Annotated in this window: 29 protein-coding genes and 1 tRNA gene; 13 read left to right on the plus strand and 17 right to left on the minus strand. The window is 58.2% G+C overall.

What is annotated here, in order from left to right; genetic code table 11:
* Positions 1-20: 20 nt before the first annotated feature.
* On the minus strand, positions 21-329 hold the full coding sequence (locus JNX03_RS04880; protein WP_203211300.1) for an ArsR/SmtB family transcription factor: 309 nt from the start codon (positions 327-329) through the stop codon (positions 21-23).
* 30 nt (positions 330-359) lie between these two features.
* Here JNX03_RS04880 and JNX03_RS04885 point away from each other — a divergent pair, with 30 nt between their 5' ends.
* Together JNX03_RS04885 and JNX03_RS04890 are read left to right on the plus strand one after the other, a co-directional pair.
* The gene (locus tag JNX03_RS04885) at positions 360-878 is read left to right on the plus strand and encodes a YeeE/YedE family protein (protein ID WP_203212141.1); all 519 of its coding nucleotides are present in this window, start codon (positions 360-362) and stop codon (positions 876-878) included.
* An 11-nt stretch (positions 879-889) separates the two neighbouring features.
* Entirely contained in the window at positions 890-1,330 is a 441-nt protein-coding gene (locus JNX03_RS04890) for a DUF6691 family protein (protein WP_203211301.1), read from the plus strand.
* Between the two features lie 334 nt (positions 1,331-1,664).
* Here JNX03_RS04890 and JNX03_RS04895 read toward each other — a convergent pair whose 3' ends face one another.
* The 4 genes from JNX03_RS04895 to JNX03_RS04910 all read right to left on the minus strand — a co-directional run bounded on the left by JNX03_RS04895 (position 1,665) and on the right by JNX03_RS04910 (position 4,968).
* Positions 1,665-2,144 carry a hypothetical protein gene (locus JNX03_RS04895; RefSeq protein WP_203211302.1) on the minus strand — a complete coding sequence of 160 codons (480 nt, stop codon included), beginning with the start codon at positions 2,142-2,144 and terminating at the stop codon, positions 1,665-1,667.
* Between the two features lie 117 nt (positions 2,145-2,261).
* On the minus strand, positions 2,262-2,996 hold the full coding sequence (locus JNX03_RS04900; RefSeq protein ID WP_203211303.1) for an RlmE family RNA methyltransferase: 735 nt from the start codon (positions 2,994-2,996) through the stop codon (positions 2,262-2,264).
* Position 2,997: 1 nt separating this feature from the next.
* The gene (locus tag JNX03_RS04905) at positions 2,998-4,119 is read right to left on the minus strand and encodes a Ppx/GppA phosphatase family protein (RefSeq protein ID WP_203211304.1); all 1,122 of its coding nucleotides are present in this window, start codon (positions 4,117-4,119) and stop codon (positions 2,998-3,000) included.
* 87 nt (positions 4,120-4,206) lie between these two features.
* Complete coding sequence (locus JNX03_RS04910) at positions 4,207-4,968, minus strand: Stf0 family sulfotransferase (protein WP_203211305.1); 762 nt, start codon at positions 4,966-4,968, stop codon at positions 4,207-4,209.
* 213 nt (positions 4,969-5,181) lie between these two features.
* On the opposite strand from JNX03_RS04910, the gene JNX03_RS04915 reads away from it, so the two are divergent.
* Genes JNX03_RS04915 through JNX03_RS04925 form a run of 3 tightly spaced genes read left to right on the plus strand, consistent with a single transcriptional unit; the run spans position 5,182 to position 7,534 of the window.
* A complete protein-coding gene (locus tag JNX03_RS04915; protein WP_203211306.1) occupies positions 5,182-5,478 on the plus strand; it encodes a virulence factor in 297 nt (98 codons plus the stop codon).
* Positions 5,479-5,509: 31 nt separating this feature from the next.
* The gene (locus JNX03_RS04920) at positions 5,510-6,439 is read left to right on the plus strand and encodes a methylenetetrahydrofolate reductase (RefSeq protein WP_203211307.1); all 930 of its coding nucleotides are present in this window, start codon (positions 5,510-5,512) and stop codon (positions 6,437-6,439) included.
* Between the two features lie 12 nt (positions 6,440-6,451).
* Positions 6,452-7,534: a methyltetrahydrofolate cobalamin methyltransferase gene (locus JNX03_RS04925; protein WP_203211308.1), complete on the plus strand. Its 1,083-nt coding sequence runs from the start codon at positions 6,452-6,454 to the stop codon at positions 7,532-7,534.
* Between the two features lie 60 nt (positions 7,535-7,594).
* Here the strand turns inward: JNX03_RS04925 and JNX03_RS04930 are convergent, their stop codons facing one another.
* The gene (locus tag JNX03_RS04930) at positions 7,595-8,809 is read right to left on the minus strand and encodes an MFS transporter (RefSeq protein ID WP_203211309.1); all 1,215 of its coding nucleotides are present in this window, start codon (positions 8,807-8,809) and stop codon (positions 7,595-7,597) included.
* Positions 8,810-9,039: 230 nt separating this feature from the next.
* On the opposite strand from JNX03_RS04930, the gene JNX03_RS04935 reads away from it, so the two are divergent.
* The 7 genes from JNX03_RS04935 to JNX03_RS20575 are packed head-to-tail and all read left to right on the plus strand — an operon-like array spanning position 9,040 to position 14,014.
* Positions 9,040-9,315 carry an STAS domain-containing protein gene (locus JNX03_RS04935; RefSeq protein WP_203211310.1) on the plus strand — a complete coding sequence of 92 codons (276 nt, stop codon included), beginning with the start codon at positions 9,040-9,042 and terminating at the stop codon, positions 9,313-9,315.
* Positions 9,312-9,677, plus strand: coding sequence for a response regulator (locus tag JNX03_RS04940; RefSeq protein WP_203211311.1), 366 nt, complete (start codon positions 9,312-9,314; stop codon positions 9,675-9,677). Before JNX03_RS04935 ends, JNX03_RS04940 begins: the two co-directional genes overlap by 4 nt.
* A 9-nt stretch (positions 9,678-9,686) precedes the next feature.
* Positions 9,687-11,894, plus strand: coding sequence for a chemotaxis protein CheA (locus JNX03_RS04945; protein WP_203211312.1), 2,208 nt, complete (start codon positions 9,687-9,689; stop codon positions 11,892-11,894).
* Positions 11,891-12,349 carry a chemotaxis protein CheW gene (locus JNX03_RS04950; protein WP_203211313.1) on the plus strand — a complete coding sequence of 153 codons (459 nt, stop codon included), beginning with the start codon at positions 11,891-11,893 and terminating at the stop codon, positions 12,347-12,349. Before JNX03_RS04945 ends, JNX03_RS04950 begins: the two co-directional genes overlap by 4 nt.
* Complete coding sequence (locus tag JNX03_RS04955; protein ID WP_203211314.1) at positions 12,346-13,197, plus strand: CheR family methyltransferase; 852 nt, start codon at positions 12,346-12,348, stop codon at positions 13,195-13,197. The genes JNX03_RS04950 and JNX03_RS04955 overlap by 4 nt, the downstream gene beginning before the upstream one ends.
* A 41-nt stretch (positions 13,198-13,238) precedes the next feature.
* A complete protein-coding gene (locus JNX03_RS04960) occupies positions 13,239-13,625 on the plus strand; it encodes a response regulator (protein WP_037904176.1) in 387 nt (128 codons plus the stop codon).
* A 59-nt stretch (positions 13,626-13,684) separates the two neighbouring features.
* Entirely contained in the window at positions 13,685-14,014 is a 330-nt protein-coding gene (locus tag JNX03_RS20575; RefSeq protein ID WP_203240782.1) for a hypothetical protein, read from the plus strand.
* A 112-nt stretch (positions 14,015-14,126) separates the two neighbouring features.
* Here JNX03_RS20575 and JNX03_RS04970 read toward each other — a convergent pair whose 3' ends face one another.
* Both JNX03_RS04970 and JNX03_RS04975 read right to left on the minus strand, forming a co-directional pair.
* A complete protein-coding gene (locus JNX03_RS04970) occupies positions 14,127-14,645 on the minus strand; it encodes a chemotaxis protein CheD (RefSeq protein ID WP_203211316.1) in 519 nt (172 codons plus the stop codon).
* A gap of 1 nt (position 14,646) precedes the next feature.
* Complete coding sequence (locus JNX03_RS04975; RefSeq protein ID WP_203240783.1) at positions 14,647-15,723, minus strand: CheB methylesterase domain-containing protein; 1,077 nt, start codon at positions 15,721-15,723, stop codon at positions 14,647-14,649.
* Positions 15,724-16,274: 551 nt separating this feature from the next.
* Between JNX03_RS04975 and JNX03_RS04985 the strand changes: the two genes are divergently transcribed.
* A complete protein-coding gene (locus tag JNX03_RS04985; RefSeq protein WP_203211319.1) occupies positions 16,275-16,397 on the plus strand; it encodes a hypothetical protein in 123 nt (40 codons plus the stop codon).
* A gap of 384 nt (positions 16,398-16,781) precedes the next feature.
* Here the strand turns inward: JNX03_RS04985 and JNX03_RS04990 are convergent.
* The 9 genes from JNX03_RS04990 to JNX03_RS05030 form a co-directional block, all read right to left on the minus strand.
* Positions 16,782-16,871 (minus strand) — tRNA-Ser (locus tag JNX03_RS04990).
* Positions 16,872-16,944: 73 nt separating this feature from the next.
* Positions 16,945-17,664, minus strand: coding sequence for an alanyl-tRNA editing protein (locus JNX03_RS04995; RefSeq protein WP_203211320.1), 720 nt, complete (start codon positions 17,662-17,664; stop codon positions 16,945-16,947).
* On the minus strand, positions 17,661-20,024 hold the full coding sequence (locus JNX03_RS05000; protein WP_203211321.1) for a DUF3772 domain-containing protein: 2,364 nt from the start codon (positions 20,022-20,024) through the stop codon (positions 17,661-17,663). Before JNX03_RS05000 ends, JNX03_RS04995 begins: the two co-directional genes overlap by 4 nt.
* Complete coding sequence (locus tag JNX03_RS05005; RefSeq protein WP_203211322.1) at positions 20,024-21,058, minus strand: cysteine synthase A; 1,035 nt, start codon at positions 21,056-21,058, stop codon at positions 20,024-20,026. The genes JNX03_RS05000 and JNX03_RS05005 overlap by 1 nt, the downstream gene beginning before the upstream one ends.
* Before the next feature lie 20 nt (positions 21,059-21,078).
* A complete protein-coding gene (locus tag JNX03_RS05010; protein WP_203211323.1) occupies positions 21,079-22,206 on the minus strand; it encodes an NUDIX domain-containing protein in 1,128 nt (375 codons plus the stop codon).
* A gap of 4 nt (positions 22,207-22,210) precedes the next feature.
* Entirely contained in the window at positions 22,211-22,651 is a 441-nt protein-coding gene (locus tag JNX03_RS05015; protein ID WP_203211324.1) for a TrgA family protein, read from the minus strand.
* 21 nt (positions 22,652-22,672) lie between these two features.
* A complete protein-coding gene (locus JNX03_RS05020; RefSeq protein ID WP_203211325.1) occupies positions 22,673-23,884 on the minus strand; it encodes an SAM-dependent methyltransferase in 1,212 nt (403 codons plus the stop codon).
* Positions 23,885-23,972: 88 nt separating this feature from the next.
* On the minus strand, positions 23,973-25,397 hold the full coding sequence (locus JNX03_RS05025) for a cryptochrome/photolyase family protein (RefSeq protein WP_203211326.1): 1,425 nt from the start codon (positions 25,395-25,397) through the stop codon (positions 23,973-23,975).
* A gap of 66 nt (positions 25,398-25,463) precedes the next feature.
* Positions 25,464-26,687: an aminotransferase class V-fold PLP-dependent enzyme gene (locus tag JNX03_RS05030; protein ID WP_203211327.1), complete on the minus strand. Its 1,224-nt coding sequence runs from the start codon at positions 26,685-26,687 to the stop codon at positions 25,464-25,466.
* Positions 26,688-26,980: the final 293 nt, after the last annotated feature.

Genomic DNA, 26,980 nt, shown 5'->3' on the forward strand with positions numbered 1-26,980 from the left:
CGGATTTGGCGAAACTGCGTTCAATCCTCGCGGCAGTAAACGTCGTAAAGGGTGCCCATCAGCACCTGCATCTTGGGGTCCGCAATCCGGTAAAAGATCGTCTGACCCTGCCTGCGCGTGTCCACCACACCGCCTGCCCGCAGCTTGGCCAAATGCTGGCTCAGCGCGGATTGCCCCAGATCAAGGGTGTCTTGCAAGGTGCCGACACTGCATTCACCTTCTGCCAATTTGCACAGGATCAGCAACCGGCGCGGGTTGGCCAGAAGGGTCAATTGCCCCGCGACAAGATCGGCTTTTTCTTCAAGGCCGGAGGTAAGTGTTTCTGACATTTCTATACTTTAGATATTGCTAATTTAGTAATTACTTATTTATATCACATCAGGCAGGCGCTGCAAGAGCGCCACAACATAACGGAGTTTGCGCTTATGGAATTGTCCACTGCAACAGAATTTACACCGCTGCTGTCCCTTGTGGGGGGTATCCTGATCGGGATCAGCGCCTTGATGGTCATGGGCCTTTTTGGACGGATCGCGGGCATATCCGGCATCACCAGCGGCATGATGGCCGCATTTCTGCCGATGCGCGGTGCGCCGACAGATCTGGCCTGGCGCTTGGCCTTTGTCGCCGGTTTGATCGCAGCGCCGCTGCTATATAGCGTTTTTGCCGGGCAAATGCCGGCGCAAACCGTTCCAACATCTCTGATTGGCATGGCCATCGCAGGGATCGTCGTGGGTGTCGGCACCAGCCTTGGGTCGGGCTGCACGTCGGGGCATGGGGTCTGCGGATTGGCGCGGCTGTCGCCCCGGTCACTGATCGCGGTTTGCACGTTCATGGCAACTGCGGGCGTCACCGTTTTTGTCCTGCGGCACATGGTTTAAGGAGCGTACAGATGCATATTCTTTTTGGTCTGCTTTCCGGTCTGGTCTTTGGTATTGGCCTTGTCATCTCTGGCATGTCGAACCCCGCCAAGGTGTTGAATTTCCTTGATGTCGCTGGCACTTGGGATCCCAGCCTTGCCTTTGTAATGGGCGGCGCATCAGTAACGACCTTTATTGGGTACCGGTTGATCCTCAAACGCCCTGCCCCCGCATTGGCGGATGTGTTCCAGATGCCCACTGCGGCGCAGATTGACCGGCCCTTGCTGGCTGGCTCGGCGCTGTTTGGTATTGGCTGGGGCATCGGCGGGCTTTGCCCCGGTCCGGCCTGGACCGCGCTGCCAATGATGGCGCCGGGCGTTCTGGTTTTCTTGCCGATGATGCTTTTGGGGCTGTGGGTTGGCAGCCATCTGAAGCTACAGTCCAGCGGCGGTGCCGCCCCTGCTGCCGGCTGATCCGGCACGCGATCACCCTGCAATGGCCGCACCCCCGTCTTACGGCGGCCAGAATTGCATGGGCATCCTTTCCCCCGAAACGCAAAGGGGGTGCCCATGCAAAATGTTCCAACCGCGCGGCAGACCGCTCAGGAAAAAATGTTTGAATTGATGCGCCACTCGGCGCTGTCACAGCGGGCTGGGGCCAAGCCGCAATGCGCGCTTGCGGCCAAAGACGCGGATCGCCTGAAATCACGGGCTTTGGCGTCCCTGGGTGTCAGGCCCGCATCAGGTGCAGCGCCAAAAGGCACGCTCATCTGGACTTCGGTTTTTCACCGGCTTGCGCACTTTCAACCTAGAAAAACCCGGCCCCGTCCAGTTCTACAATCAAAGCACCCATAACCCGGCCATCGCTGGGGTTGGTCAGGGTGAAGACCGCCTGAACATGGCCGCTTTGAGCAGACCTTGCCGCGGCATCGAATATTTCGAACTGCCATGGCGCGGCTTCGTAGTGTTGGCGCAGGCAATCTCGAACCAACTCTGCCACGGCATCACCCGCACGATATTCGGCAATTGTCATCCCATTGAGATCACGTAGCGAAAGCGCCCGAATGCGGCCCTTTGCGCCCTGCAAATGATGTTGCAGGAGTTGCTGTGCCGGATGGCCCGATTGCACCGTCAGGGGCGGATCGGACAAAGCGCCAAGCAGCCGCGCATCATTGGCCCAAGTCATCACATCACGGTCGATAAAGTGCAGCATTGCCATCGGCCGATCCTGCGCCCATCCAGGCGCGGCCAACATCCACAAAAGCGCCGCCATCACATAGCGTGTCATCACATTTCCCCAACTCCAATGCGCCAAGTGACGCAGAAACCACGGCTGAGCCTAGGAAACGGATGTTAAAGCGGGATGAATCGCTCTGCAGTGTCTGAGAAATTGGTTATCGTGGAGTTAACCCTGGTCCGGTATTTCGCCACGGAAACCCAGTGCCACGACAAATTTCTCAGAACTGTCTGACCGGCTGGCGGGGGGTTTGTAGTTGTGGACCTTGGTGAAACGCTGTTTCAGCAGCTTTTGCAAATCGCCTTCTGCGCCGCCGGCCAGAACCTTGGCAACAAAGGTGCCACCCTCATCCAGCACGTCAAAGGCGAAATAGGCTGCGGCCTCGCACAGGGCGATGATGCGCAGATGGTCGGTCTGTTTGTGACCCGATGAAGAGGCCGCCATATCCGACATGACCACGTCAGCCTTGCCGCCCAGCCATTCCTTGACCTGCAGATCGGCGTCATCTTCCATGAAATCCAGCTGGTGCAATTCGCAGCCTGCAATCGGCTCCATCTCTTGCAGATCAATGCCCAGAATGGTGCCCACGGCCTTGCCGCCGCGTTCGGCCAGCACGTTGCTGCGTTTGACGGCCACCTGACACCAGCCGCCCGGTGCCGCGCCCAGATCAACGATCCGCGCACCGGGCACGAGAAAGCGGAATTTGTCGTCCAGTTCCATGATCTTATAGGCCGCACGCCCGCGATACCCTTCGGATTGCGCCCGTTTGACATAAGGATCGTTCAACTGTCGCTGCAACCAGCGGGTGGAACTGGTGGTCCGCCCGCGTGCGGATTTGACCTTGACCTTGAGGTCACGTTGGCCGCGCCCGGAGGTGTTTTTGCCAGTTGGTGTCTTGCCCATCTCAATAGGCCCCTTCTTCCAATACGCCATCGGCGCTCATTTGTGCATATAACAGACCCTCGCGCAGACCGCGATCCGCAACCGAAAGCCGGTCCGTGGGCCAACAGCGCATCAAGGCCTGCAAAATCGCCGCCCCCGACATGATCAGCGCCGACCGGTCCTGACCGATACGCGGGTCGGCGCGGCGGCCGTTCGGGCCCATCGCCAGATAGGAATGGATCACCTTGTCGATCTGTTCGGTGGTCATCCGCAGCCCATCAACCTTGGTCCGGTCATAACGGCGCAGGCCCAAATGGCTGGCGGCGACCGTTGTGACGGTGCCTGAAGTGCCGACAATCTGAAACCGTTCCTGCGGCTGGGCCGAGTGGTAGGGCGTAAAGTCCTGCAAATTTTCCTCAAAGAACCAGCTCATCAAGGCAAACCGCGCCGCATCGTCATCGACATCGCTGAACTGGTCGCGCAGGGTCGCCACGCCAAGCGGGACCGAGATCCAATCCACAACCTTGGCAGCCGGAATATCGGTTTTGGCCTGAATGAACCCCGAATGCAGGCGCATGATGGATTGCGCACGGTCTTTCTTGGGCACTTTGGAGATGTCGATCCAGACCAATTCGGTCGATCCGCCGCCAATATCCACCACCAGCAGGTTTTCGGTCTTGTGATTGACCAGCGGCGCACAAGAGATAACCGCCAGCTGCGCCTCTTCCTCCGGTTTGATGATATCAAGGCGCAGTCCGGTCTCACGCTGAATGCGGCGCATGAATTCTGCGCCGTTTTGCGCACGGCGGCACGCCTCGGTCGCGACCAGACGCATCCGGCGCACTTTGTTACGGCGCAGTTTCTGTTGGCAGATGCGGAGTGCCTGGAGGGTACGCGCCATCGATCCGCGCGACAAACGCCCGGTGCGCTCCAATCCTGCGCCCAATTGCACAGATTTGGAAAAGCTATCAACCACATGAAAACCGCTGCCCTTGGGCTGGGCGATCAACATGCGGCAGCTATTTGTACCCAGATCAAGGGCCGCATAGAGGTCAGACGATCTGGGCGGAACTGGCGCGGGGCTCAGAGCCGGTTTTTTGTCCTTTTCGAGCGCGCCCGCACCTTTGGGACGCTGTGGCGCCATGGTTTGCGCCTTTCATATCGAGTTGCCCTCAAGGTAGTCGTGCAGGCGGTCACGCGCAAGCGCGAAGGTGGGGCAATTGCGCAAATCTTATGCAGTTGGATGCGCGTTCCTGTAGCGGCTGATCCAATCGGCACTGGTCTGATCGGCAAGTTTGCGCAGCCCCGGTGCCGTATTGGCGGCAAGCGCCGGATCCTGCCCGATATGTCGCAGAACCATGGCCAGAGTGAATTTCGGATCGGCAGCGAGATCCTCGTAGGTGAGTGTCAGCGGCGCAATGCCCTGCGCCTCAAACCAGCGCGGCCATGCGTCATCAAAGGCCGTCAGCTCAGCCATTCGCGCCGTGATGACGGTTGCATCATAACCCATCGGCAATGTTGGCGGCATTTCCTCAAGCGTGCTGCCGTCAGGACGTCCATGCCAAAGCCCTGTTTGCTCTGCACGGATATAGGACACAGCCTCGGCCAATTTGTCGCTGCGCGACAGGTATATATAGCGGAGCGGACCAAAGGCCGCTGCGAATCTGTCGGCATCTGTCAAAACCTGTGGATGTCGCTGCGCCAGCCAATCACTGGCAAACTGCAGATCCGCCCCCATCAGGCGCAAGCCAAAAACTCCCGTGCCCCCTCGCCCGGCCCGGCGCATCGCCGCAAAATACTGCGCGGTAAAATCCTCATCCTGCCAGTCCGCGCCCTGTCCCAGCGCCCATTCATCAGCCCAATATTGCAGGCTTTTTTGCCGAAAGAACGAGTTTGGACACCCCGCAACCCCGGTTTGGGCCAGCAAATCGCACAATAGCGTCGTGCCGCTGCGCGGGGTGCTGCACAGGATATATGCAGTGGGTTGGTCCATGGAGCACAGAGCTAACAATCCCCGGAACGCCTGTCCATGTGGTGCGCCTCACAACAAAGGTGAATATTATGATGCTCCGCCCCCCTCGCGGTGCAGGTCGCTGCGGGATAAACCTCACTGCGTCGCGGATGGAATGCTTTCGGTCGATATTCTGCCGCGTTTGAGCAACGTCTGCCGTTAGACAGGCCATGAAACGCAACAAGGGACGGGCACATGCCAGAGGTCACAATCGTATATTGGCGGGATATTCCGGCGCAGGTGATTGTCGGAAAAGGCCGCCGCGGGGAAAAGCGTGCTTTACCAGAACGGTTTGAGCAAGCAATCGACCGCGCCGCCATGAAAGTGGGCGCCGAAGACACCGATGCCTATCTGGCTGAATGGCGCAAGGCTGCACCATTTACCGTCGAAGGCACGGATGCCGAAGTTGCAGATTCCGAAGCCGCACGGCTGGACAGCGAATATGACCGCGCCCGCATCAAGGCGCTGATTGACAACGACGGCTGGGCCTAAGGTCCGGCTTCCCATGTTCAAGGATAAACTCATGGCTCTGCTCAATTTCCGCCGCAAAGACGCATCTGCCCCAACCACGGCCTCCCCTGAGGTTGAGGCCCTGCTCAAGAATTACTCGATCGAGGTGATGCCGCGCACCGCCGAAAAGGTTGAGGATTTTCGCGACCTACTGCCTGCCGAGACCCGCGTCTATATCGCCCATATCGAGGGAACCCCTATCGAAGATATGGTCGCCACCGCGAAACGCCTGAACGCAGGCGGGTTCAAGGTGATGCCGCACTTCCCCGCGCGGATCATCAAGGACAAGGCGACACTGGCGGACTGGATTTCCCGCTACCAGGGCGAAGCGGATGTGAAACAGGCACTGTTGCTGGCGGGCGGCGTGGCCCAGCCCCATGGTGATTTCTCCGATTCCATGCAGCTTTTGGAAACCGGCCTGTTTGATCAGGCAGGCTTTGAACGTCTGCACGTCGCGGGTCACCCCGAAGGCAACCGCGACATCGACAGCGACGGCAGCACCACAAATGTGGACGCCGCGCTGAAATGGAAAAACGATTTCCAGACCCGCACAGATGCCGAGATGGCACTGGCCACCCAGTTTGCCTTTGACGCAGGTCCGATCATCAAATGGGCGGACGACCTGCGCGACGCAGGGATCACCCTGCCCGTTCACATCGGTATCGCTGGCCCGGCCAAGCTGCAAACCCTGATCAAATTCGCCATTGCCTGCGGCGTTGGCCCATCCCTGAAGGTTCTGCAAAAGCGGGCGATGGACGTGACCAAACTGTTGCTGCCTTATGAGCCGACCGATGTGATCAACGCATTGGCCGCGCACAAGGCTGCCAACCCCGATTTCAACATCACTCATGTGCATTTCTTCCCGCTGGGCGGGATCAAAACCAACGCCACATGGGCCCAGGACAATGGCGGCGCTTCTGCCGTTCCTGCCAACGCCGACTAAAGGACCAACCCAATGACTCGCACGATTGTCGAATCCAAAACCAAAACAGCCGTCATCGGCTTTGAAGAGCCATTCTGCGTCATCGGGGAACGGATCAATCCGACCGGCCGCAAAATTCTGGCAGAAGAGTTGGAGCGCGGTGATTTCAGCCGCGTCGAATTTGACGCGATTGCGCAGGCCAATGCCGGTGCCACGGTGCTCGATGTCAACTCTGGCGCAGTGTTTTCCAACAAAATGGCCGAAGATCCACGCTACGCCGACAACAACTTTGTCGAGCCGATGTTGATGCCCGAAATGATCAAACGTGTGCAGGCCGTCACCGACACGCCGATTTGCATCGACAGCTCGGTCCCCGGTGCGCTTGAGGCCGGCCTGCAGGCCTGTGAAGGCCGTCCCTTGCTGAACTCCGTCACCGGCGAGGAAGAGCGCCTTGAGGTGGTTCTGCCGCTGGTCAAGAAATACAACGTTCCGGTTGTTGCGATTTCAAACGATGACACGGGTATTTCCGAAGACCCCGACGTGCGTTTTGACGTGGCCAAGAAGATCGTACAGCGGGCCGCGGACTTTGGCATTCCGGCCCATGACATCGTTGTCGATCCACTGGTTATGCCCATCGGCGCGATGGCAACGGCCGGACACCAGGTCTTTACCCTGGTGCGCCGCCTGCGCGAAGAGCTGGGCGTGAACACCACTTGCGGTGCCTCCAACATCAGCTTTGGCCTGCCCAACCGTCACGGCATCAACAACGCGTTCCTGCCGATGGCGATGGGCGCGGGCATGACCTCCGCGATCATGAATCCAGTTGGGCTGCCGGTGAATGCCAAGAAGATCGAAGAGAAAAAGGCCGAGCTGGCCGCTCTGGGTGTGGTGCTGCCTGAGGGCATGGACGACGAGACCTTTGTGCAACTGTTTGGCATGGGGTCCACCCTGCCGCGCGCAGGCAAGGAAATGGAAGCGATCCGCGCCGCCAACTTCTTGTTCGATCGTGACCCTCACGGCGGGGCTTGGATCGAGTTCAACAAAGTGGCGCCCAAAGCCGGCCAAGAAGGCCGGGGCCGCGCAGGCCGTACAGGTGGCCGTCGCCGCCGCGCCTGATTGGCTTGATGGAAGATAGCAAAAGGCTCCCTGTTCACTCAGGGGGCCTTTTTGTTTGAGCTATGCCGCGTCACCGGCCAATGACGTAAAGCTGTTGATCCGGCGCAGGCCGCTGAACAGACATGTGGCAAAGGACAGACCAAACGCGGCCCATGCCAGCGCCAATCCGGCCTGCGGCCCCATTGTGCCGACAACGCCGCCAGCAACCAAAGCCCCAATCGGCCGCACGCCATAGATCGCCGTCTGGATCACCGCGTTGATCCGGCCCAGCATCGGCGTTGGTGCCACCACCTGACGCAGTGAGTTTTGCGCAATCAGCCACATCGCAGGGCCAAAGCCGACAAAGAAGAACGCAACATAAAGCGGCAACGTCACTTGCGCCTGCGCCGCGAAATAGACCACCCCCATGGCAAGCGCCGAACTGCCCGGCCCGAACACCAGAACATATTTCGGAGCAACCCAAGCGCCGATGCGCCGAGATGTCCATGTGCCCAGAAATCCACCCAAGCCAAAGAACGCCATGGCAAAACCGAAGGTCGCCGCGGGCGCCGCGAACAGGATTTGAACCGCAGGCACCATCGCCACCAGAAGCGCGGCGAAGGCAAAGTTCCAAAAGATTGCGCAAAGGGCAACGGACAGCAACAGGGAGTGCCCCAGAACGAACTGAACACCATCACGCAACCTCTTGATAACATTGTACTGTTTTGCAACTTTCTGCACCGGATAATGGGGCAACCCTCGCACCTGTTGCAGGCCCCACAAAAGGACTAAGAACACCACCGGGAAGAGCCATGTCGCGGTATCAGCTGTTGCAATCAACCCCACCGCAAGCGGCACCAAAAAGGCGTTGAACGCGCGTGGCAATTCGATCCGCGCATTCGCAGCGGACAGTGCCGACACCGGCTCCGAGCGTGGCAAGATGGACAAGGCTGACAGCCCAAACAGAACCACGCCAAATCCGGCCAAGGTGATCGAGATGCCAAACAGCGCCAACGCCTGAAACGCGATGCCCAAAGCGGCCCCGGTCGCCCCCACCGCAGAGATCGCGACAGAAACAACCGCCAGATGGCGCAGGTCGTGCCGGTCTACCAAAAGACCAAAAGGCAAAGAGCCCAGCAAATGCGCAAGTGATTGACACGCCACCAGCAGGCCAATGGTCTGCGCCGAAGCATCAAACACCAAGGCAGCCAGTATCGGCACTGCCACGAGGGCCATTTGATCGGCAAAATGCATGGCAGCGGCAGTACGGGCAAGGGTTGTGACAGCGGTTTTCATAGATCGGCCTTCTTTCGTCTGCCAAACGACATTAGGCGGCCCCGCCCCCGTCGCCGATCCGAATGATGCGCATTGATCGCCGCCACGCCGGGCGCAGCAAACGAAATGTGCGAAACCGCAAGTCAAGTAACCCCGTATTAACGCACCGCCCTCTAGAAGGTTTTGACCCGACCCCAAAGTGGAGCGTTCCTTTATGTTTTTTGCAGTGTCAATTCGCGACGTGGTGCGCTGTGACTGAACCGCTTTGCCTCGATGGAAAACTCGACGTCACGGCGGCACCCGGCCTGCATGCGGCGCTTTTGGACCGTAAGGATCAGGACGTGCAGATTGACATGACAGACGTCACATTGATCGGCGCACTTTGTCTGCAAACGCTGATCGCGGCGGCCCGCAGCGCCCATGAGGGTCACCATGATTTTCAGATTTCAAACACCAGCGATCTTGTACTGGCGCAAATGGCCGCCATGGGCATGACGCCCGAACAGATTGCGGAGGGATGCGTATGACCCTTGAGATTCTCGCTGTGGATGACAGCCGTACGATGCGGGATATGATCCGGCTGGCGCTGCTGCCCTCGGGTTTTACCGTTCATACGGCCGATGACGGGGTGCACGGCATCGAAGTGTTGGACGGGATCACACCCGACGCGATCATCACTGACATCAACATGCCACGCATGGATGGTTTCGGCTTTATCGATGCCGTGCGCGGACAGGAAAAGCACCGATCCACCCCTATTTTGGTGCTTACCACAGAAGCCGCACCGGAGCTGAAACAACGGGCCCGCGTGGCCGGTGCGACCGGCTGGATTGTCAAACCGTTTGACCCGACCAAACTGGTCAAAGCGCTGCAAATGGTTGCGGGATAGGAGGCCGGGATGACCGTAGACAATGACCCAATGGCCGAAATTCGCGCCTCGTTCTTTATCGAAAGTGAAGAACTGCTTGAGGCGCTGCAGGATGGCCTGCAACTGATGGAAGATGGCGCGGCGGACAACGAAACCATAAACGTGGTGTTCCGCGCGGTGCATTCGATCAAGGGCGGTGCCGGCGCCTTCGGGCTTGAAGGTCTGGTACATTTTGCCCACCGCTATGAGACCGTTCTGGATGAGGTCCGCGCGGGACGTTTGCAGGTTGAAACCGAAGCGCTCAAGGTGTTTTTTCAGGCTGCGGATCACCTGTCGGACCTTGTGCGCATCAGCCGTGACAACGAACCGCTCCCCGATGAAGAAACCGAGGTTTTGCTGACCGCCCTGGATGCCTTTCTCGGCGACGCCAGCCCCGCCGCGAGTGCCGTTGAAGAGGTTATTGATTTTCAGCCTATGGGTGTCTCCCTTGATCTGGGGCTTGCTGCAGAGGGGGATGGCGGACTGCCCGACCTTAACGCATTGCCGCCGCTGGATTTTGGCGCCGCCCCAAGGGTCTATGAAATAACCTTCACGCCCCAGGCAGATCTGTTCGATACAGGTAATGAACCGGCCACCCTGCTGCGCAATTTGCAACAACTCGGCAAGGCCAAGGTGGTCTGCGACAGCAGCCGGTTGCCGCCCATAGACCAATTGCGCCCGGATGTGCCACACCTCAGCTGGACCGTCACCCTTGAGACCGACGTTGAAGAAAGTGAAATCGCATCCATATTCGAGTTTGTCGAAGGGCTGTGCCAACTCGACATAAAACGACAAGGTGATTGGGACAGCGCGGAGCTGCCACCGTTGCCGGATCTGCCCCCGCTTGACCCGGCTTCCGCAAAGGTCGAAGAAACCGCGCCCAAGGCCCCCACCGAAGCGGCCCCGGCCCCGCTGCCGACGCAAACAGAGCCCGGCCCGACCGCAGCCGCCCCCGCGCCCCCCCCACAAGGCGCGCCGACCGCCGCAAAATCCGTTGTGCGTGTCGATCTTGACCGTATCGAGCGGCTGGTGAACCTTGTTGGCGAACTCGTAATCAACCAGGCAATGCTCAGCCAAAGCCTCGAACATTCCGGCCTGTCTCCCCATTCGGACGCAATGAGCGGCCTGGAGGAATTCCAGCGCCTTACACGAGACATCCAAGACAGCGTCATGATGATCCGTGCCCAACCTGTCAAATCCCTGTTTCAACGCATGTCCCGCATTGTCAGAGAGGCCTCCGCCGCCGTTGAAAAGGACGTGCGACTGGTCACCACCGGTGAGGCAACGGAGGTCGATAAAACAGTGATCGAACGGCTGGCTGATCCCTTGACCCATATGATCCGCAATGCCGTTGATCACGGGTTGGAATCCAAAGAGGCCCGCCTCGCCGCCGGCAAACCCGCGCAAGGCAAAGTCAACCTCAGCGCCGCCCATCGCTCCGGCCGTGTGGTGATCGAAATCGCCGATGATGGCGCAGGCATTGACCGGCCCAAGGTGCTGCAACTGGCAATTGATAAGGGCCTGATTCCGCCTGATAGCTCGCTTTCCGACAGTGAAATTGACAACCTTCTGTTCCTGCCCGGTTTCTCCACGGCGGACAAGGTTTCAAACCTGTCCGGGCGCGGCGTCGGCATGGATGTGGTGCGCACCTCTATTCAAGCTCTGGGCGGGCGCATAACGACGACCTCCCAGCCCGGCCAAGGCACGACATTCTCCATCTCCCTGCCCCTGACACTCGCGGTCTTGGATGGCATGGTCATTGAGGTTGCCGAAGAAACCTTGGTGCTCCCTCTCAATCTGGTGATTGAAACACTGACGCTACAGAGCGGAGACGTGGAAATGGTGCGCCCCGGCCGTAATGTTGTGCGCGTGCGCAGCGGCTTTGTGCCCCTGTTCGATCTGGGCGCCGCGCTTGGCTACCGCCCGCCCCTCGACGATTTCGAAGGGTCTGTCGTGCTGTTGATCGCCAATGAAGACGAAACCAATGCAGCGCTCCTGATCGACAATATCCTCGACCAGCGGCAGGTGGTGATCAAAGGCCTCGACGAAAGCTTTTACCGCGCACCGGGCATCGCAGCGGCGACCATCCTTGGGGACGGGCAAATTGCACTCATCCTCGATCCCTCCGACATCATAAGCACCGCCATTCCCAAGCCTGGTTTGCCGCAAACCGGCACAGATGCAGGAGTTCCAGCATGACCGACATTCAAAGCCCGCAATCCATTGAACTTTTGACCTTTCAATTGGCCGATCAGGAATACTCCCTCGACATCATGTCGGTCAGAGAGATCCGCGGCTGGACCCGTGCAACTCCCCTGCCACATGCGCCGAAATTCATGAAAGGCGTCATCAATTTGCGAGGGACGGTGTTGCCGGTGATGGATCTGGCGCAACGCCTGGGTCTTGCGGCGCGTGAACAAAACGATCGAAATGTCATCATCGTGGTCAAACACGAAGAGACGATGACTGGCCTCCTGGTTGATGCTGTCTCTGACATCATCGCGCTGACCTCCGATGATCTGCAACCGCCGCCGGAATTGTCATCTGGAACAGCAAATGGCGTGGTGAACGCCCTGACCTTGATAGATGACCGGATGATCCGGGTGCTGGATCTCGCGGCGACCATCAACGATACCGAAAGCGTCGCGGCATGATCACTGCCGCACAGAACGAGGTCACGCTTGATCCGGACAGTTTTCGGTCGATCGCCGAATTGGCTTACCGGGAAAGCGGCCTGACCCTTGTCGAAGAGAAAACTTCGATGATCCAGTCTCGATTGCGCCATCGGCTCAGGGCTCTGAAGCTGGATGATTTTGCGGCCTATTGTACGGTTCTCAATTCCGACGCCGGTCAGTCAGAGCGCCGCCATCTGATTTCAGCCCTGACCACCAATGTCTCCCATTTTTTCCGAGAGGCGCATCACTATGAGAAACTTGCGGCACTGTTTGACAGCCGCCTTTCCAAATTGCGGGCGGGCGGGCAAATGCGGATATGGTCGGCGGGCTGCTCCAACGGGCAGGAAGCGGTATCTGCGGCAATAACTCTTGCGGAACGCACGCCTGAAATCTCCAATCTGAACCTGAAGATTCTGGCCACGGACATAGACCAGAATGTCATCCGATTTGCCCGTACGGCACGATATCCGCAAAGGTTGATGCGCGGTGTAACGGCCGAGATGCGCGAGACATATTTTGGCCCACCGGCCGAAGAAAACGGTGAGAAGCATTATCCGGTTTCCCAGACCATCAGACAGATGATCCAGTTCAACGCGCTGAACCTCTTGGGCCCATGGCCGATCCGCACCAAATTCGAAGTGATCTTTTGCAGGAATGTGGTGATCTACTTTGATGCCCAGACCCAGGAACGGCTTTGGCCAAGGTTTCACCAGGTTTTGCACCCTGACGGACTTTTGTTTCTGGGCCACTCTGAGCGGATCGCAGAGCCGGAGAAGTTTGGATTTGAATGCATTGGCCCGACGACCTATCGGCCATTGCCGCAGTGAAACACCGCCCCTTTGGGTTTTGAAAAGACAAGGAAAGACTTATGGCGCTGCGCGATCAAATCCGCATCATGGTGGTCGACGACATGTCAACCAGCAGAGGCCTCATCACTCAGGCGCTTGACGGCTTTGGTGTGCGCAATGTTGCGACGGCCGAGAATGGCAAGCAAGCCTTGCATGCCTTGGCCAGCAAACCCGCGCATCTGGTGATTTCAGATTACAACATGCCAGAAATGGACGGGCTGCAGCTGCTGCAATATTTGCGTGCGACACCGCAAACCAAGGGGGTTGGGTTTGTACTGATCACCGGGCGGGCCGAACAACAGATCATCGATCACGGCAAAAAACTGGGCATGAACAATTACCTGAAAAAGCCGTTTCAACCGGATGATCTGCGAAATTGTATTGAGGCGGTGGTTGGCCGCCTGTGATGCCCTTCTCGCCGCCCATTCTTCCCGCGACGCAGCCCCTTGTTGGGATCCTGCATCGCATGTCCTCCCATCTCGATGATTTGGCCGCACGAGTGTATCATGTAGAACATGCGATCGGTGACGAGTTTTCCACCAGCGGACCGCAAGCAACGGCAACCATACAGCGCCTGCAAACCCTTGATCTATTGAGGCAATCATTAGAAGATCTGTCGCTCCTGGTTCTTTTCGTCAGTCAAAGCGATGATCTGTGCGGGCAGTCGGTCAATGAAATCAACCAACTCGCAAATCGGTTGAGCCTTGATACGACCAAGGCGTTGTTGACCCCCCAATACTGCCCAACACGGCGTGGCAGTTTGCCGCGTGAAGAGGGTGAGGTCGATCTGTTTTGAACTTTGATGGCTGGCACCACCGGCCTGATTGTCGTTCTTGATTTTCAAAGCAGCAGCGAACACCAGCAACTGTATTTTTCAAACAGTCCGCGCAGACCACCAATAGCCCTTACTAAAGAAGCTCCAATCCGTTGCCGGTCACCTCAGCCGCGGGAGCGACGATCGGTTCTGGCTGGGTGTCCATCCGTTGCATCCGCTGCCGCACTGCGCCGGTGCAGGGCCAGAAGACCAGATTGCGGGCACTGTCACCGCCCAGCGATTGCGCCTGACACTCGATATTTTCGCGCTCAAGAAACTCCAGCGTGAAGGCGGCGTTTGACGCGCCGATGTCCGACAGCCCGCTGACCATCTGTGCACCGCCAAACACCTTGGCCTTTAGCCGGTTGCGCATGGCCCCCAGTTTCAGCAGATCATTGATCAAAAGCTCCAATTCGTTCACACCCGCCAAAGCCGCCTGAGTTTCGCCCGTGACCCGGCCCGCAATCAACATGTGGTTCATACCGCCAGCCCGCACCACAGGATCCCACAAACAACAGGCAACACAGGAGCCGAGCAAAGTGGAAATGGCCAGGTTCGGGTCATCAGAAACCAGTCTTTGCCCCTGTGTGATAACTCTTTTGACCTCGCTCACGTCACACCCGTCCCTGATTTTCGTGATGTTGGGCCACCGCCAGATTGATCGCAGGCCCCACGTTTCTCAGCGGGAGTTGCTGGCCCACAGCACCGAGTTCCCATGCTGCCCGCGGCATCCCATAAACCACCGAGCTTGCCTCGTCCTGACCAATGGTTGTGGCCCCGGCAAGGTACATCTGATGCATTCCGTCGGCACCATCGCGGCCCAGGCCGGTCAAGATGACCGCAATCATATCGGAGTGATAGACCGCAGCAGAGGCAAACAACCGGTCCACCGAGGGGCAATGCAAATCCGCCTCCCGCGCCGGACTAAACCGGCAGGTCCATTTGCCCTTCATGCGGCAAATCTCACTGTGCAGCCCATTGGACGGTGCAAACCTGATCTGCCCATCCTCAAGCGGGGTGTTCTCTTTGGCCAGCGCAACATCCTGCGGCAACTGCCGGTTCAGCATCTCAACAAAATTGCGAAGATAGGCCGCTGGCATATGCTGAACAATCACTGCCGCCGGCCCCAAAGGGTGCAAATCCGTCAATACGCGTTCAAGCGCCGTCACTCCGCCTGTCGACGCCCCCAGCAGGATCAGCGGCTGCGCCCGGCCCTCACAGTTTTGCCCAATTGGTCCATGCATCTGCGCAGAACCGTCTGCTTTTTGTGAACGTTGTTTGGCCGCGGCCAACACGCGATGCCCAATGTCCTTTTTCACAATTGGATCGCGTGGGTCGACTGGGCAAAAAATACAATCCACCGCCCCCTTGGACAGAGCCGCGATCGTTGCTTTGCAATGCCCGCGGCCATTGCCAACGAACACGACAACTACGGTAAGATTTCTGTCCAGCAGCTGTCGCAACAACCTAAGGCTGGGTTGCGGCGCAGCCCCCAGCACAACCATCACAGCGTCTGGTCGCCCGGCAGTGAGGAGTGTTTGCGTCGCTTCTGCATGAGTGGTCTCGACCAACAGATTCAATTTAGGGTGTTCGCGCACAATGGCACGCACCCATGCCCGCAGGTGCGGCGCATCATCGACAATCGCGATTTGCCGCACCAACCCGATGGTGGATTTCAAGACGTCCGTCAAAACACATTGATGGTGTGCTGCACGAAACCATCCCTCCAATCACTGCGGCTGTTCTCCTATGGTTTTCGCGGCCCGGAGTGAACATCATGTTAAGCGATCAGGGGGTCGGCCATCTTTTTGGAAGTGAACGGGATGTCTTTCATTGGATGGGGCATCAATGAAAGCGGCATAGGTCAAGGACAGGTTGAAGGCTCCGGCCCAAAAGGCATGTGCGTCATTACAACACCCGATGAAGCAGCTTCCCGGTTTTTACAATTTCAAACACATTTTCACTGCAATAATTCACCGGTGAGCCATCCAATAGACGCGCCTCCTGGTGCCCGATCACCTCAACCTTTTGACCTGCCGAATTCTCCACCAAAGTGAAGTGCTCATAGACAATCAACTGACATGGTTTCTTATTTTCGTCATTGCAAAGAATCCGGCTAAGTTCTCGAACGGGCATTCAGTAAATCCAAGTCTGCATCAATAGCGACTGCAGTTTATGAACTCACAATCCAGACAAACAACATTTTTCAGCGTTTTGGGTGATAATTCACTTTGGGCGGGAAATGGGAACTGGTCCCAACGACATTGTTTTCATCGCTGAGCAACCTATCACCCGCTGGAACCGTGTTGTTAACCAGATCACACCCTCCCTGATCACCGGCGCAGCCTCCGCCGTATCAAACTAGGTTGATGAAGACGGGCTCCAGCAAAATGCCGGGGCCTTTCCTTGCCTTTGGGCAAGCCAGTGCTGGCTGTTGCCAAGCCGACATGAGGCCGCATCAGACCTCACCTCAATACTCTCAGGTCACCTGCAGCAATAGACGGGACAATCAGCGCCATGCAGCGGCCATTGGTGCGCGCGCCGGGCCGATCAGCTCGCCTCATGAAGCCATAATTCAGAATGGCTCAGTCCCATCTCGATCACGCCCTTGCTCAGGTTTCTCAATGCAGGAGGTCCATGTCCCCTTAGAATGCGGCGTTGAGAAACACATAACCCAAGCGGCAATTACAACTAAACAATGCCGAAAAACAGAAAAGGCCGCCAAAGGCGACCCGATCAAGAAAGATAATGGCGGAGCGACAGGGATTCGAACCCTGGAGACGGTCTCCCGCCTACACACTTTCCAGGCGTGCGCCTTCGACCACTCGGCCACCGCTCCGTTGGGGGCGGTTTACCGTTACCCCGCCATAAGTTGCAAGAGGGAAATCGCGCCCTTTTGCCCCTCTGTGCAATTAACTTTCCAGATGCACATAGACCCGGCGATTCACCCGGCCTTTCTTTTCGATTTTACCGAGCCGCAGTGCGCCGATTTCCCCGGTGCGGGCCACATGGGTGCCGCCGCAAGGCTGCAGGTCGATCCAGTCATCCTCTTCGCCAATGCGCACCAATCGCACGTCGTCGGCCCCCATGGGGGGCTTGACGGCCATCGTCTTGATCAGATGCGGCGCATCGGCCAGCTCGCGCGAGGTGATCCAACCGTCGCTGACGCGGGCATCCATGCCGACATATTCATTGAGGTCTTCTTCGATTCCATCGCGGTCTTCTGGCGCGTTTGGCATGTCAAAATCCAGCCGCCCGTGGGTTGCAGAGATCTGGCCGCCCGTGACGCCAAAGGGAATGACAACCGACAACAGATGCAGGGCCGTATGCACGCGCATCAACCGGTGTCGGCGGTCCCAGTCCAATTCCTGCACCACGTGCGCTCCGACAGGCGGTAGCGCCGCAGGTTCGGCCGCCACCAACACGATGTCATCGCCCTGTCCTTTGACGGCCGTGGCAATGGGCAGGCGTTGCCCGTCCCAGGACAGCCAGCCCGAATCCCCCGGTTGTCCACCGCCCGTCGGATAAAACACTGTCGCATCCAAGACGACACCGCCCTCAGGGGTGATGCTTTTCACTTTGCCTGGTGCCTCTCGCAAATAGGCATCATCGCGAAACAGCATCGTGGTCATAGGCTGTCATCCTCATTCTTTGTCATATTTTGCGCCGGCTCCTTGGGCTGTGCCAGCACCTCGGGATTGCGCAGCCAAAGATCGCGCTGCGCAAATGGAATTTCAAAGCCTTCCTCGGCAAACCGTGCGGCGATCGCGTGGTTTATGTCGCTCTTGATCGACATCATCCAGTTCACGTCGCGCAGATAGCAGCGGATCTCGAACTCAAGCGAATCCGCCCCGAAATTGACCATCAGAACATTCGGCGGCGGCGTGGTCAGAACCATCGGCTGCGCCTCGGCGATCTCGCGCAAGACCTTTTCGACATGCCGTGTGTCAGTGCCATAAGCCACGCCAACGGGCACGATCAACCGGCCCACGGTGTTGCCGCGGGTGAAGTTGGTAACAGTGCCGGAGACCAGATCCGCGTTGGGCACGATCACATCGGTGCGGTCAAAGGTCTCGATCCGGGTCGAGCGCACGGAGATGTCACGTACGTATCCCATCTGGCCGCCCACTTCGATCCAATCGCCCTCGGAAATGGGGCGTTCAATCAGCAGGATAATCCCGGAGACAAAGTTGCTGACCACAGTCTGAAGGCCAAAACCGATGCCCACAGACAGCGCCCCGGCGACAATCGCAAGCGACGAAAGATCAAGGCCCGCCCCTGTCACCGCCGCCAGGGCGGCAAGGAATATCCCGACATAGCCAAGGCCCGACACGATGGCATTCTGCCCGCCCACGTCAATCTTGGTCTTGGGCAGGACATTGTTGCGCAGCGCCGATTGTACCAGCCGGGTCAGCCCGTAACCGATGACAAAAATCACCGCAAAGGCAAGGAAATCCGTCGGTGAAATCCGGCTTTCCCCTATGGCAAAACCACGCCCGATCGCCGACCACAATTCGGTCAGATCCGTGACCCGCGCGCCCCAGACCAGCGCCAGCACAGGCGCGACAAGAACCAACAGGATCAGCCCGAACAACACCGGCCAAAGCGCATCCCGCGCCTGCACCCCCTGCCCTGTTACGGCGCCATAGACATCCGCGGTAAAGCGCTGCAGGGACATCACAAGCCCAAGCAGGATCAGGGTCAGGATATAGGGTGGCAGGATCGCATCGGCGGCCCTGAAATACCCCGCCGCCAGCAAGATCGGAGAGAGCAGCCCGACAACAACCGCCCCCGTGCCAAGCCAGCGCACTACCCGGCTAAAGCTGGACACGCGCGGCTCTGCGTCCGTTTCGTCCTCGTTCAGGATCACCTCATACCCGCGCAGAACGCTCCCGATCCGGTAAAGCGCGATGGAAGAGACGAGCATCGGCGGGAAGGTCAGCACCGCTTTGGTGGCTTCGGCGTAAAAACCCGATTGCAACACCAGCGTGATGACTTCGCCCAGCACAATCATCACTGTGATCACCGCCACATGAAAGCGCAGCTCACCACGTTTGTCCTGCGTCAGCAGGATCAATGCCTCGTCATCATTGGAAGAAAACACCCGGTCGGAGACCCAGCGCACACACATCATTATGCCCGCCAGCACCGCGATGCTGATCAATACCTCATGACCGGACTCGCCAAAGAACTGGGTCGAGATCGCCGCAAAGGCCAAGAGGATCATGCCTGCAAACGGCAAGATCACCTGAAGCAAGGACACCACGAAACCCCAGATCCCCAAGCCCCGTGCGCCCAACCGGCGCAGCTTGTCCACGATTACGCGGGACCACTTTTTACCGCGCAAAATCAGGATGCTGCCCAGCACCAGCAACAGCAGGGCAATCGGCAGGGTTGAACGCAGCTCATCCCAGCTGTGTTCCTTGCCCCTGCGCGGATTCTCGTTCCACAACCCGTCTACCGCACGCATGAATTCTGTCAGCGCCGGTTGCCAATGTACCGGATTGAGCGGCGATGGCGTCACGGTGAGCAATTCCCGTGCCTGACGGTCACGCAAGATCCGGTCAATCTCCCCGACCAGATTGTCCGCCCGCACAAAGGCGGTTTCAGCCCGATGCACGGGCAACAACAGCTTGGCAAGCTGATCGTTCAGCTCTTCCCGTTTGGCCGCAACATCAGCAGCTTCCGCTGGTGCGCCCTCGCCCTCCGGCTTGGGGCCAAGTGCGGCCAGTTGTTCCCGCAATGTGGCGATGCGCGTGGCGTTCTGATCACGGGCCGTGTCGAATTGACCGCGGAAATCGGCGATCCGCGACCGCAACGCTTCAAACGTGTCGTTGGATCCGCGTTCGGCATCTATGGTTTCCTCGGCGCCTCTTGCCAAAGTCTCCCAACGTTCAAAGGCCTCTTGCGAGACTTCCTGCGCAAAGGCCGGTGCGATCAACAACCACAGGCCAACAAGCGCAAAGACCCCGGTGCGCAGCGCCGCGCCCATCACTGATCTTCAAAGACGCCGGGAATGGAGGCCGGTGCCCTGTCCAGCCATGAGGGTGTCGGCAGACCCTTTTCACGCAGGAATTCAGGATTGAACAATTTGGATTGGTAGCGCGTGCCAAAGTCACAAAGGATCGTGACGATCGTGTGCCCCGGCCCCATTTCCTTGGCCAGACGGATCGCGCCCGCCACATTGACGCCCGAAGACGCCCCAAGGCACAGCCCTTCATGCTGAAGCAGGTCAAACACCACCGGCAATGCCTCGGCATCGGGGATATTATAGCTGAAATCCGGCTTCAGCCCTTCGAGGTTCTTGGTGATCCGCACCTGACCGATGCCTTCGGCAATCGACCCGCCCTCAAAGGCCAGTTCACCCGTGGTGTAATAGGAATGCAGCGCCGCGCCATCGGGATCGGCCAGGGCAATTTTCACGCCCTTGGGCTGAAGCGCCATGGCGATCCCGGCCAGCGTGCCGCCAGACCCGACCGCACAGCAAAAGCCGTCTACCTTGCCGCCGGTCTGTTCCCAAATCTCGGGGCCGGTGGTTTCGACATGCGATTGCCGGTTGGCGACATTGTCAAACTGGTTGGCCCAGATCACCCCTTCATTGGTGGTGCGGGCCAGCTCATTCGCCAGACGTTCGGAATAGCGTACGAAATTATTCGGGTTGCGGTAGGGCGCGGCGGGCACCTGCACCAGTTCGGCACCAGCAAGGCGCAACATGTCTTTCTTTTCCTGGCTTTGCGTCTCGGGAATGACAATCACGGTCTTGAATCCCATCGAGGCCCCAACCAGCGCCAGACCAATACCGGTGTTGCCTGCGGTGCCTTCGACAATGGTGCCGCCGGGCTTGAGTGTGCCTTTGGCAATTGCATCTTGAATGATGAACAGCGCCGCGCGGTCCTTGACCGACTGACCGGGGTTCATGAATTCGGCCTTGCCGTAGATCTCGCATCCGGTGTCTTCGCTGGCTTTGCGCAGGCGGATAAGAGGTGTGTTGCCAATGGCTTGCGCCAGATCAGATGCGACGTGCATGAAAGCCCCCAAAGTTGTGCTTACTCCGGTGTAGCTGCCGCCTTCGCCAATCTCAAGCCATCGCGATGCCGTGCCAGCCAATAGGCCACCAAAACCAGTGGCGCATTCACCGCCCCCATGCCATCGACCAGATCCATCAAATCGTCAAAAGACATCAGGTGGCTGCGGATATCCTCGGCCTCGCTGTCCAGCCCGCCAATGCCCGTCACCTCATCCGGAAGATCGGCAAGTCCAAGATAAATATAGTAAAATTCTGTTGAATTACCAGGGGATGCATAAACCTCGCTGACCGGCAGCACCTCACCCAGCGTCAGCCCGGCCTCCTCTTGCGCCTCGCGGCGGGCGGCCATCTGCGGTGTTTCGCCGGGGTCCACAGCCCCTGCAATTGGCTCTAACTGCCAGCAGGATTTATCGCCACGCGCCAATGGCCCCATCCGCACCTGTTCGATCAACAAAACGCGATCACGCAGCGGATCATAAGGCAGCACAATCGCCGCGTCCGATCCGACAAAAACCGCACGGTCCACCGGGGCTGACAGTGCGCCATCAAACCGCTCGTAGCGCAAACGCATTTCATCGAGTGCATAAAAGTTGGAATAGACCCGCTGCTGGTTCTGAACATCTATCTGTCCATGCAGCGTCCCTGCCCCATGAATGGAGGCCGATGCGTTGACCTTTGCCGCCGCGCGGGCGCGAATGCGCGGAAACATACGGGCCACATCATCGCGGCTGCGGCTCCCCATGTACCCCATCACCTCGACCGCGGCATGGCGGCTCAACGCGCCCCACTCGTCCTGCCAAAGGGACAGATCCCAAGGCCCGTCAGGCGCCCAAAGATCCGGCTCTGGCACATAGACCTCTCCGCTTTGCCCATCCTCCAGTGTGATCTGATGCAGATCGTAGCCAAAGCCACCCTCATAGAAATCCAGCCGCGCAATCTGCTCTTGGGTCAGTCCCCGCACCAAGACGCCCTTGGCGGTCTCGCCCGTGCAGGTTTCGATCATCGGAAACGGCCCTTGGGCCACGGACGACACTTTGTATCCGGGCAAAACCGCAGGTGTTACATCCAACGCATCGCCGCTGGCACCCATCACGATCTCAAGCAATGGCCGGTCCCGCAGGGTGCCATAAAAAAACAGGTTTCTCATGAACTTAGCGACCGTGCTTATGGGCAAACTCAACCAACAGACCGCTGAACACCGAGGCGATCACTGCAACGATCGTAATGGGCACGGTCATGATAATCACGGCGAATTCAGCACCGATCTGAAAAACGGCCACCATCGCCTCGAAAGGGCCATCGTAACGGTTGCGCATGGCAAGCCGGAACATCTCGTAAATGGCTTGAACACCGACGCCCCAAAGCAAAAGAACAAAGACCCCCGTCAGGCCATTGTTGATCGCTGCTGTCGTCCCGCGCCCCGCACGGCGGCCCATCACGAACCAACCCGCACAGAGACCAAGAACAATATTCAAGGGGATAAAATAGCCAAAATCCGTGCTCTCCGGCATCAGCGGCATGACCATCAAAGACAGGATATAGCCAACGACCGCCAAACAGACGGCTGCCATCAATTTTGCGGCGGTGGGCATGGGATGGCTCCTTAAGAAAGGTTAACCCGGTCGCCTTACCGTAATCTGTGTGACGTCGCAATTTCCACTGTCAAATGTAGCCGCGCAGGAAGTGAGGTAAAAATTCCACATGCGTCGGAACCGATCATCAAAGCCTAGCGTGGTGATCTGGTCCCATTTGTCGTTAAAGGTTTCATGCCACCGGCGCAGGGTGATATCGTAGCTTTTGCCAAACTCGATGGATTTATCGACGATCAATCCGGCCTTCTCGACCTGTTCACGCAAGATCACAGGACTGGGCAACATACCGCCCGGAAAGATGTATTTCTGGATGAAATCAACGCCGCGTTTGTACACGTCCCAACGGGCATGATCGACGGTAATAATCTGCAAGGTCGCGGCACGGCCAGGTTTAAGACAATCGCGCAAAGCATTGAAATAAGTTGGCCAATATTTCTCGCCAACCGCCTCGAACATTTCGATACTTGCAATACCGTCATAATGGCCGGTCTCGTCGCGATAATCTTGAAGCTTTAGATTAACTTGCTCAGAAAGTCCCGCTTTTTCAATTCGTTCCTTGGCAAACTTAAACTGCTCTTCACTGATGGTCAGGCCTGTCACCTTGAGCCCGCGTTCCTTAGCGGCATATTCGGCAAACCCGCCCCAGCCACAGCCGATTTCCAGAACATGATCACCCGGCTTGACGCCCATCTGATCCACCATGGACTTGTACTTTTCGGTCTGCGCCGCCTCCAGCGACAGCTGAGCATTTTCATCGAACAACGCCGAGGAATAGGTCATCGTGTCATCCAGCCAGAGGCTGTAAAAATCGTTGCCCAGATCATAATGATAGCTGATGTTCTTGCGGGCCTGCGTTTTGGAATTGCTTTGCAGCCAGAACCGCATTTTCTCGAACAGGCGCACCATGCTCAGCCCCGGAAACCCGTCATAAAGCTCATCGTTGTCCGCATGAACGAGGTCCATGAAAGCCTGCAGATCGGGCGTGGACCACCATTCGTCAAGATAGGCGTCACTAAACCCAAGATCGCCTTCGCGGATCAGACGCGAGAACAGGTCATCGTTGTGGATATGCAATTCCGCGACCGGACCGGGCAATTTACCCTCGGCCCTGAACCGCCGTCCATCCGGCAAAACAAAGTCGAGCCGCCCGCGCTGCATGTCTTGTGCCATCGCAAAAACCCGCGCGAAATAGCGCGGCAGGTCTTTTTGCCCCTCTGTCGAGATCAAGGTCATATCACGCTCCCCTTCGTGCTCCTCAGGCGCAATCAGCTTACCGCGCTTCGCAGAATTAACAATTCCTTAATGATAGCGGCCGGTTTTCCTAATCTTTGCGGTTCTCATAAGCCGTCAGCGCCCTTTTGCGCCCCCCGTCAAGCGAGACAATCGGCGTAGGATAGCTGTCTTGCGCATTCATGCCCCAGTGGCGCGGACAGGCCTCAAAGAAGGCAAGCGCATCGTCATGTGGCGCATCACGGCCTTCGGCAATCCAGCGGTCCACATAGGCGGCGTCTGGGTCAAATTTCTCGCGCTGGGTGACGGGATTGAACACGCGGAAATACGGCGCGGCATCCGGGCCTGACCCGGCGGTCCACTGCCAGCCCATTGCATTGCTGGCCGGATCCCAGTCAATCAAGCAGTCCTCGAACCACGCCTGCCCGATCCGCCAATGGGTCATCAGGTGTTTGGTCAGATAACTGGCCACAATCATCCGTGCGCGGTTGTGCATGCGGCCAGTCACATAGAGCTCCCGCATCGCTGCATCGACAAATGGCACGCCCGTGCGGCCCTTTTTCCACGCCCAGACTTCGGCGGCGCGGCCATCATCCTTCCAAGGAAAATCGTTCCATTCTTCACGCCAGTTCTGGTCCAGAATGCGCGGCGTATGGTGCATCAGATGATAGGCGAACTCGCGCCAGACCAGTTCTTTCAGGAAAGTCTCGGCGCCGCGTTTGCCTTCTTGCAGGGCGCGTTGGCCCGCATGCCAGCATTGATGCGGGCTGATCTCGCCCAGGCTGAGGTTCTCTGAGAGGTTGGACGTGCCATCCATCCCCGGCGTGTTCCGGTTGTCTTTGTAGCCATCAATCAGATGGGCAATGAAATGGCCCAGCCGTGCCTGTGCAGCAGCCTCACCCAATTGCACGAAGGGGCGCACAACCGCGGCACCGCGGTTCATCTCGGCCCCCATCTCCCATTCTGCCAAAGCATCGCTTTTTGGCCAGTTTTCAGGGGGATGCAGATCTGATGGGGCGCTGCGCGGCACCTCGACATCGCGGGTTTTCACCGTTTTCCAGAACGGCGAATAGACCTTGTAGTAGCCGCCCGTCTTGGTCTCCACCGTCCAGGGCTCAAACATCAGATGGCCACCAAAGGACCGCGCGTCGATACCCTGCTCTTTCAGCTCCGCTTTGATCTGACTGTCTCGTGACACAGTTTGAGGATCATAAAGCCGCGACCAATAGACTGCGCCGGCACCGGTTTCCTTGATCAGATCCTGCAAGGCATCCAAAGCCTGGTCAGAACGCCGCAGGATCAGGCGGCTGCCCTTCTCTTCCAACGCCTCACCAAGCGCACCGACCCCGAGGCCCAGCCGCCATTTTGGTGCCGCGCCCAGATTTTCGCTCAGCCCGTCATGGACAAAAACCGGAATGACCGGCCGGCCACTGTCACAAGCCGCCGAAAGCGCCGCGTGATCGCTCAGCCGCAAATCCCGCCGAAACCAGACCAAGATCGGTGATGTATCGCTCATGCTATGCCCTTCTGGATTCTGCCTTTTCCTAAACTAGGGCGCGGCAGGAACCTTCAAGGCGCTAAATCACAAAACATCGTCCAATGCGTTCAAGAGCTGATCCACCTCGGCCTTTGTGGTGTAATGGGTAAAGCTGAGGCGCAGCACACCTTTGTCTTCATCCACACCCATCGCCTTCAATGCACGGCCAGCGTAAAAGTCGCCGCCGCCTGCCATGATCCCGTGTTTGGCCAGCTCCGTTGCAGCCTCCAGGCCCGGACGGTTCAGCGCCATGGCCACAGTGGGTGCACGGCCCACCGCCTCTGCCGGACCAATCAGGCGCACAGAATTGCGATCCTTCACCGCGTCCAGCAACGGCTGCAACAGCGCGGTCTCATGATCCCGCATCATGTCATGCACTGCCGCGCCGCGCCCAGCGGCATCGGCATCCCCACCAATGTGATGGGCATAAAACGCATCCACATAATCGGCCATCCCCGCAGAGGCGGCGACCTGCGCATGGTCGGGGCCGGCAGGCGTCAGACGTTTGTAAAGTGTTTCGCCGTTAAAGACATGCGCCTGATTTGGCAGCAGATTGCCCAAGGCACGCCGAATGACCATCAACCCCTGATGCGGGCCAAAGGTCTTGTATGCGGAGAACAGATAGATATCCGGGCCCATATTGCCCACATCAGCAAAGCCATGCGGCGCATATGACACGCCATCGACACAGACAAAGGCTCCCGCCGCATGGGCGAGTGCAGTGATCTCCACCACCGGATTGATCTGGCCAACAACGTTTGAGCAATGCGGGAAACACACCAGCCGCACATCTTCATCCAGCAGGTTTTCCAGATCATCGGTGTTCAACGCACCGGTGTCGGGATCGACACACCATTCGCGCACCTCGATGCCCCGGTCCGCCAGACGCCGCCAAGGGCCGGTGTTGGCCTCGTGATCCTGGTTGGTCACGATGATCGCTTCGCCGGGCTCAAGCAACTGCCCAAAGGCCTGCGCCAAAACATAGGTGTTCTGCGTGGTCGAAGGCCCAAAGCTCAGCTCGTCGGTTTCCACCCCAAGAATAGCTGCCATGCGGCGGCGGGCCTCGTCCATCTCCTGACCACCAAGCTGGCTGGCCTCATAAGGGGCGTAAGGCTGGACCTTGCGCTGGGTGTAAAACCGCGTCAGTCGGTCAATCACCGGTTTGCAGGTGTAAGACCCGCCAGCGTTCTCGAAAAAAGCCTGCCCTTGAAGGGATGGCTCGGCGAAGGCGGGAAATTGGGCCCGGACCCATGCGGTATCTAATGTCATGGCGGCACATTTCTACAGCCAACCGCCCGCGTCAAACCCAAAACCAAGTTGTTGAAAAACCGAAACTGAGCGGTTGCCGGACCGCCCCAGGCGTTCAAGCCGACAAAAATACCTGCCAAATTGTCGTATTTTGCGTCATACTGTCGCGGCACAGCATATGTGCATGTTTCGAATTTGTAACACGTTCGGGTCAAGGTGCGGACCCAAATCTGTTTACCGCGCCCTTCAAAGTGGGTGTTCATGCCACGCCAGTTCCCGGCGCGGCAGTTGCCCCACGCAAAACAGATCGCGTG

It is taken from the genome of Sulfitobacter mediterraneus (assembly GCF_016801775.1).
Lineage (GTDB): Bacteria > Pseudomonadota > Alphaproteobacteria > Rhodobacterales > Rhodobacteraceae > Sulfitobacter > Sulfitobacter mediterraneus_A.

Bases quoted from the DNA above. Each gene is read 5' to 3' on its own strand.
- JNX03_RS04880 (WP_203211300.1), bottom strand. From the start codon at position 329: ATGTCAGAAACACTTACCTCCGGCCTTGAAGAAAAAGCCGATCTTGTC.
- JNX03_RS04890 (WP_203211301.1), top strand. From the start codon at position 890: ATGCATATTCTTTTTGGTCTGCTTTCCGGTCTGGTCTTTGGTATTGGC.
- JNX03_RS04895 (WP_203211302.1), bottom strand. From the start codon at position 2,144: ATGACACGCTATGTGATGGCGGCGCTTTTGTGGATGTTGGCCGCGCCT.
- JNX03_RS04900 (WP_203211303.1), bottom strand. From the start codon at position 2,996: ATGGGCAAGACACCAACTGGCAAAAACACCTCCGGGCGCGGCCAACGT.
- JNX03_RS04905 (WP_203211304.1), bottom strand. From the start codon at position 4,119: ATGGCGCCACAGCGTCCCAAAGGTGCGGGCGCGCTCGAAAAGGACAAA.
- JNX03_RS04910 (WP_203211305.1), bottom strand. From the start codon at position 4,968: ATGGACCAACCCACTGCATATATCCTGTGCAGCACCCCGCGCAGCGGC.
- JNX03_RS04915 (WP_203211306.1), top strand. From the start codon at position 5,182: ATGCCAGAGGTCACAATCGTATATTGGCGGGATATTCCGGCGCAGGTG.
- JNX03_RS04920 (WP_203211307.1), top strand. From the start codon at position 5,510: ATGGCTCTGCTCAATTTCCGCCGCAAAGACGCATCTGCCCCAACCACG.
- JNX03_RS04925 (WP_203211308.1), top strand. From the start codon at position 6,452: ATGACTCGCACGATTGTCGAATCCAAAACCAAAACAGCCGTCATCGGC.
- JNX03_RS04930 (WP_203211309.1), bottom strand. From the start codon at position 8,809: ATGAAAACCGCTGTCACAACCCTTGCCCGTACTGCCGCTGCCATGCAT.
- JNX03_RS04940 (WP_203211311.1), top strand. From the start codon at position 9,312: ATGACCCTTGAGATTCTCGCTGTGGATGACAGCCGTACGATGCGGGAT.
- JNX03_RS04945 (WP_203211312.1), top strand. From the start codon at position 9,687: ATGACCGTAGACAATGACCCAATGGCCGAAATTCGCGCCTCGTTCTTT.
- JNX03_RS04950 (WP_203211313.1), top strand. From the start codon at position 11,891: ATGACCGACATTCAAAGCCCGCAATCCATTGAACTTTTGACCTTTCAA.
- JNX03_RS04955 (WP_203211314.1), top strand. From the start codon at position 12,346: ATGATCACTGCCGCACAGAACGAGGTCACGCTTGATCCGGACAGTTTT.
- JNX03_RS04960 (WP_037904176.1), top strand. From the start codon at position 13,239: ATGGCGCTGCGCGATCAAATCCGCATCATGGTGGTCGACGACATGTCA.
- JNX03_RS20575 (WP_203240782.1), top strand. From the start codon at position 13,685: ATGTCCTCCCATCTCGATGATTTGGCCGCACGAGTGTATCATGTAGAA.
- JNX03_RS04985 (WP_203211319.1), top strand. From the start codon at position 16,275: ATGGGAACTGGTCCCAACGACATTGTTTTCATCGCTGAGCAACCTATC.
- JNX03_RS04995 (WP_203211320.1), bottom strand. From the start codon at position 17,664: ATGACCACGATGCTGTTTCGCGATGATGCCTATTTGCGAGAGGCACCA.
- JNX03_RS05000 (WP_203211321.1), bottom strand. From the start codon at position 20,024: ATGGGCGCGGCGCTGCGCACCGGGGTCTTTGCGCTTGTTGGCCTGTGG.
- JNX03_RS05005 (WP_203211322.1), bottom strand. From the start codon at position 21,058: ATGCACGTCGCATCTGATCTGGCGCAAGCCATTGGCAACACACCTCTT.
- JNX03_RS05010 (WP_203211323.1), bottom strand. From the start codon at position 22,206: ATGAGAAACCTGTTTTTTTATGGCACCCTGCGGGACCGGCCATTGCTT.
- JNX03_RS05015 (WP_203211324.1), bottom strand. From the start codon at position 22,651: ATGCCCACCGCCGCAAAATTGATGGCAGCCGTCTGTTTGGCGGTCGTT.
- JNX03_RS05020 (WP_203211325.1), bottom strand. From the start codon at position 23,884: ATGACCTTGATCTCGACAGAGGGGCAAAAAGACCTGCCGCGCTATTTC.
- JNX03_RS05025 (WP_203211326.1), bottom strand. From the start codon at position 25,397: ATGAGCGATACATCACCGATCTTGGTCTGGTTTCGGCGGGATTTGCGG.
- JNX03_RS05030 (WP_203211327.1), bottom strand. From the start codon at position 26,687: ATGACATTAGATACCGCATGGGTCCGGGCCCAATTTCCCGCCTTCGCC.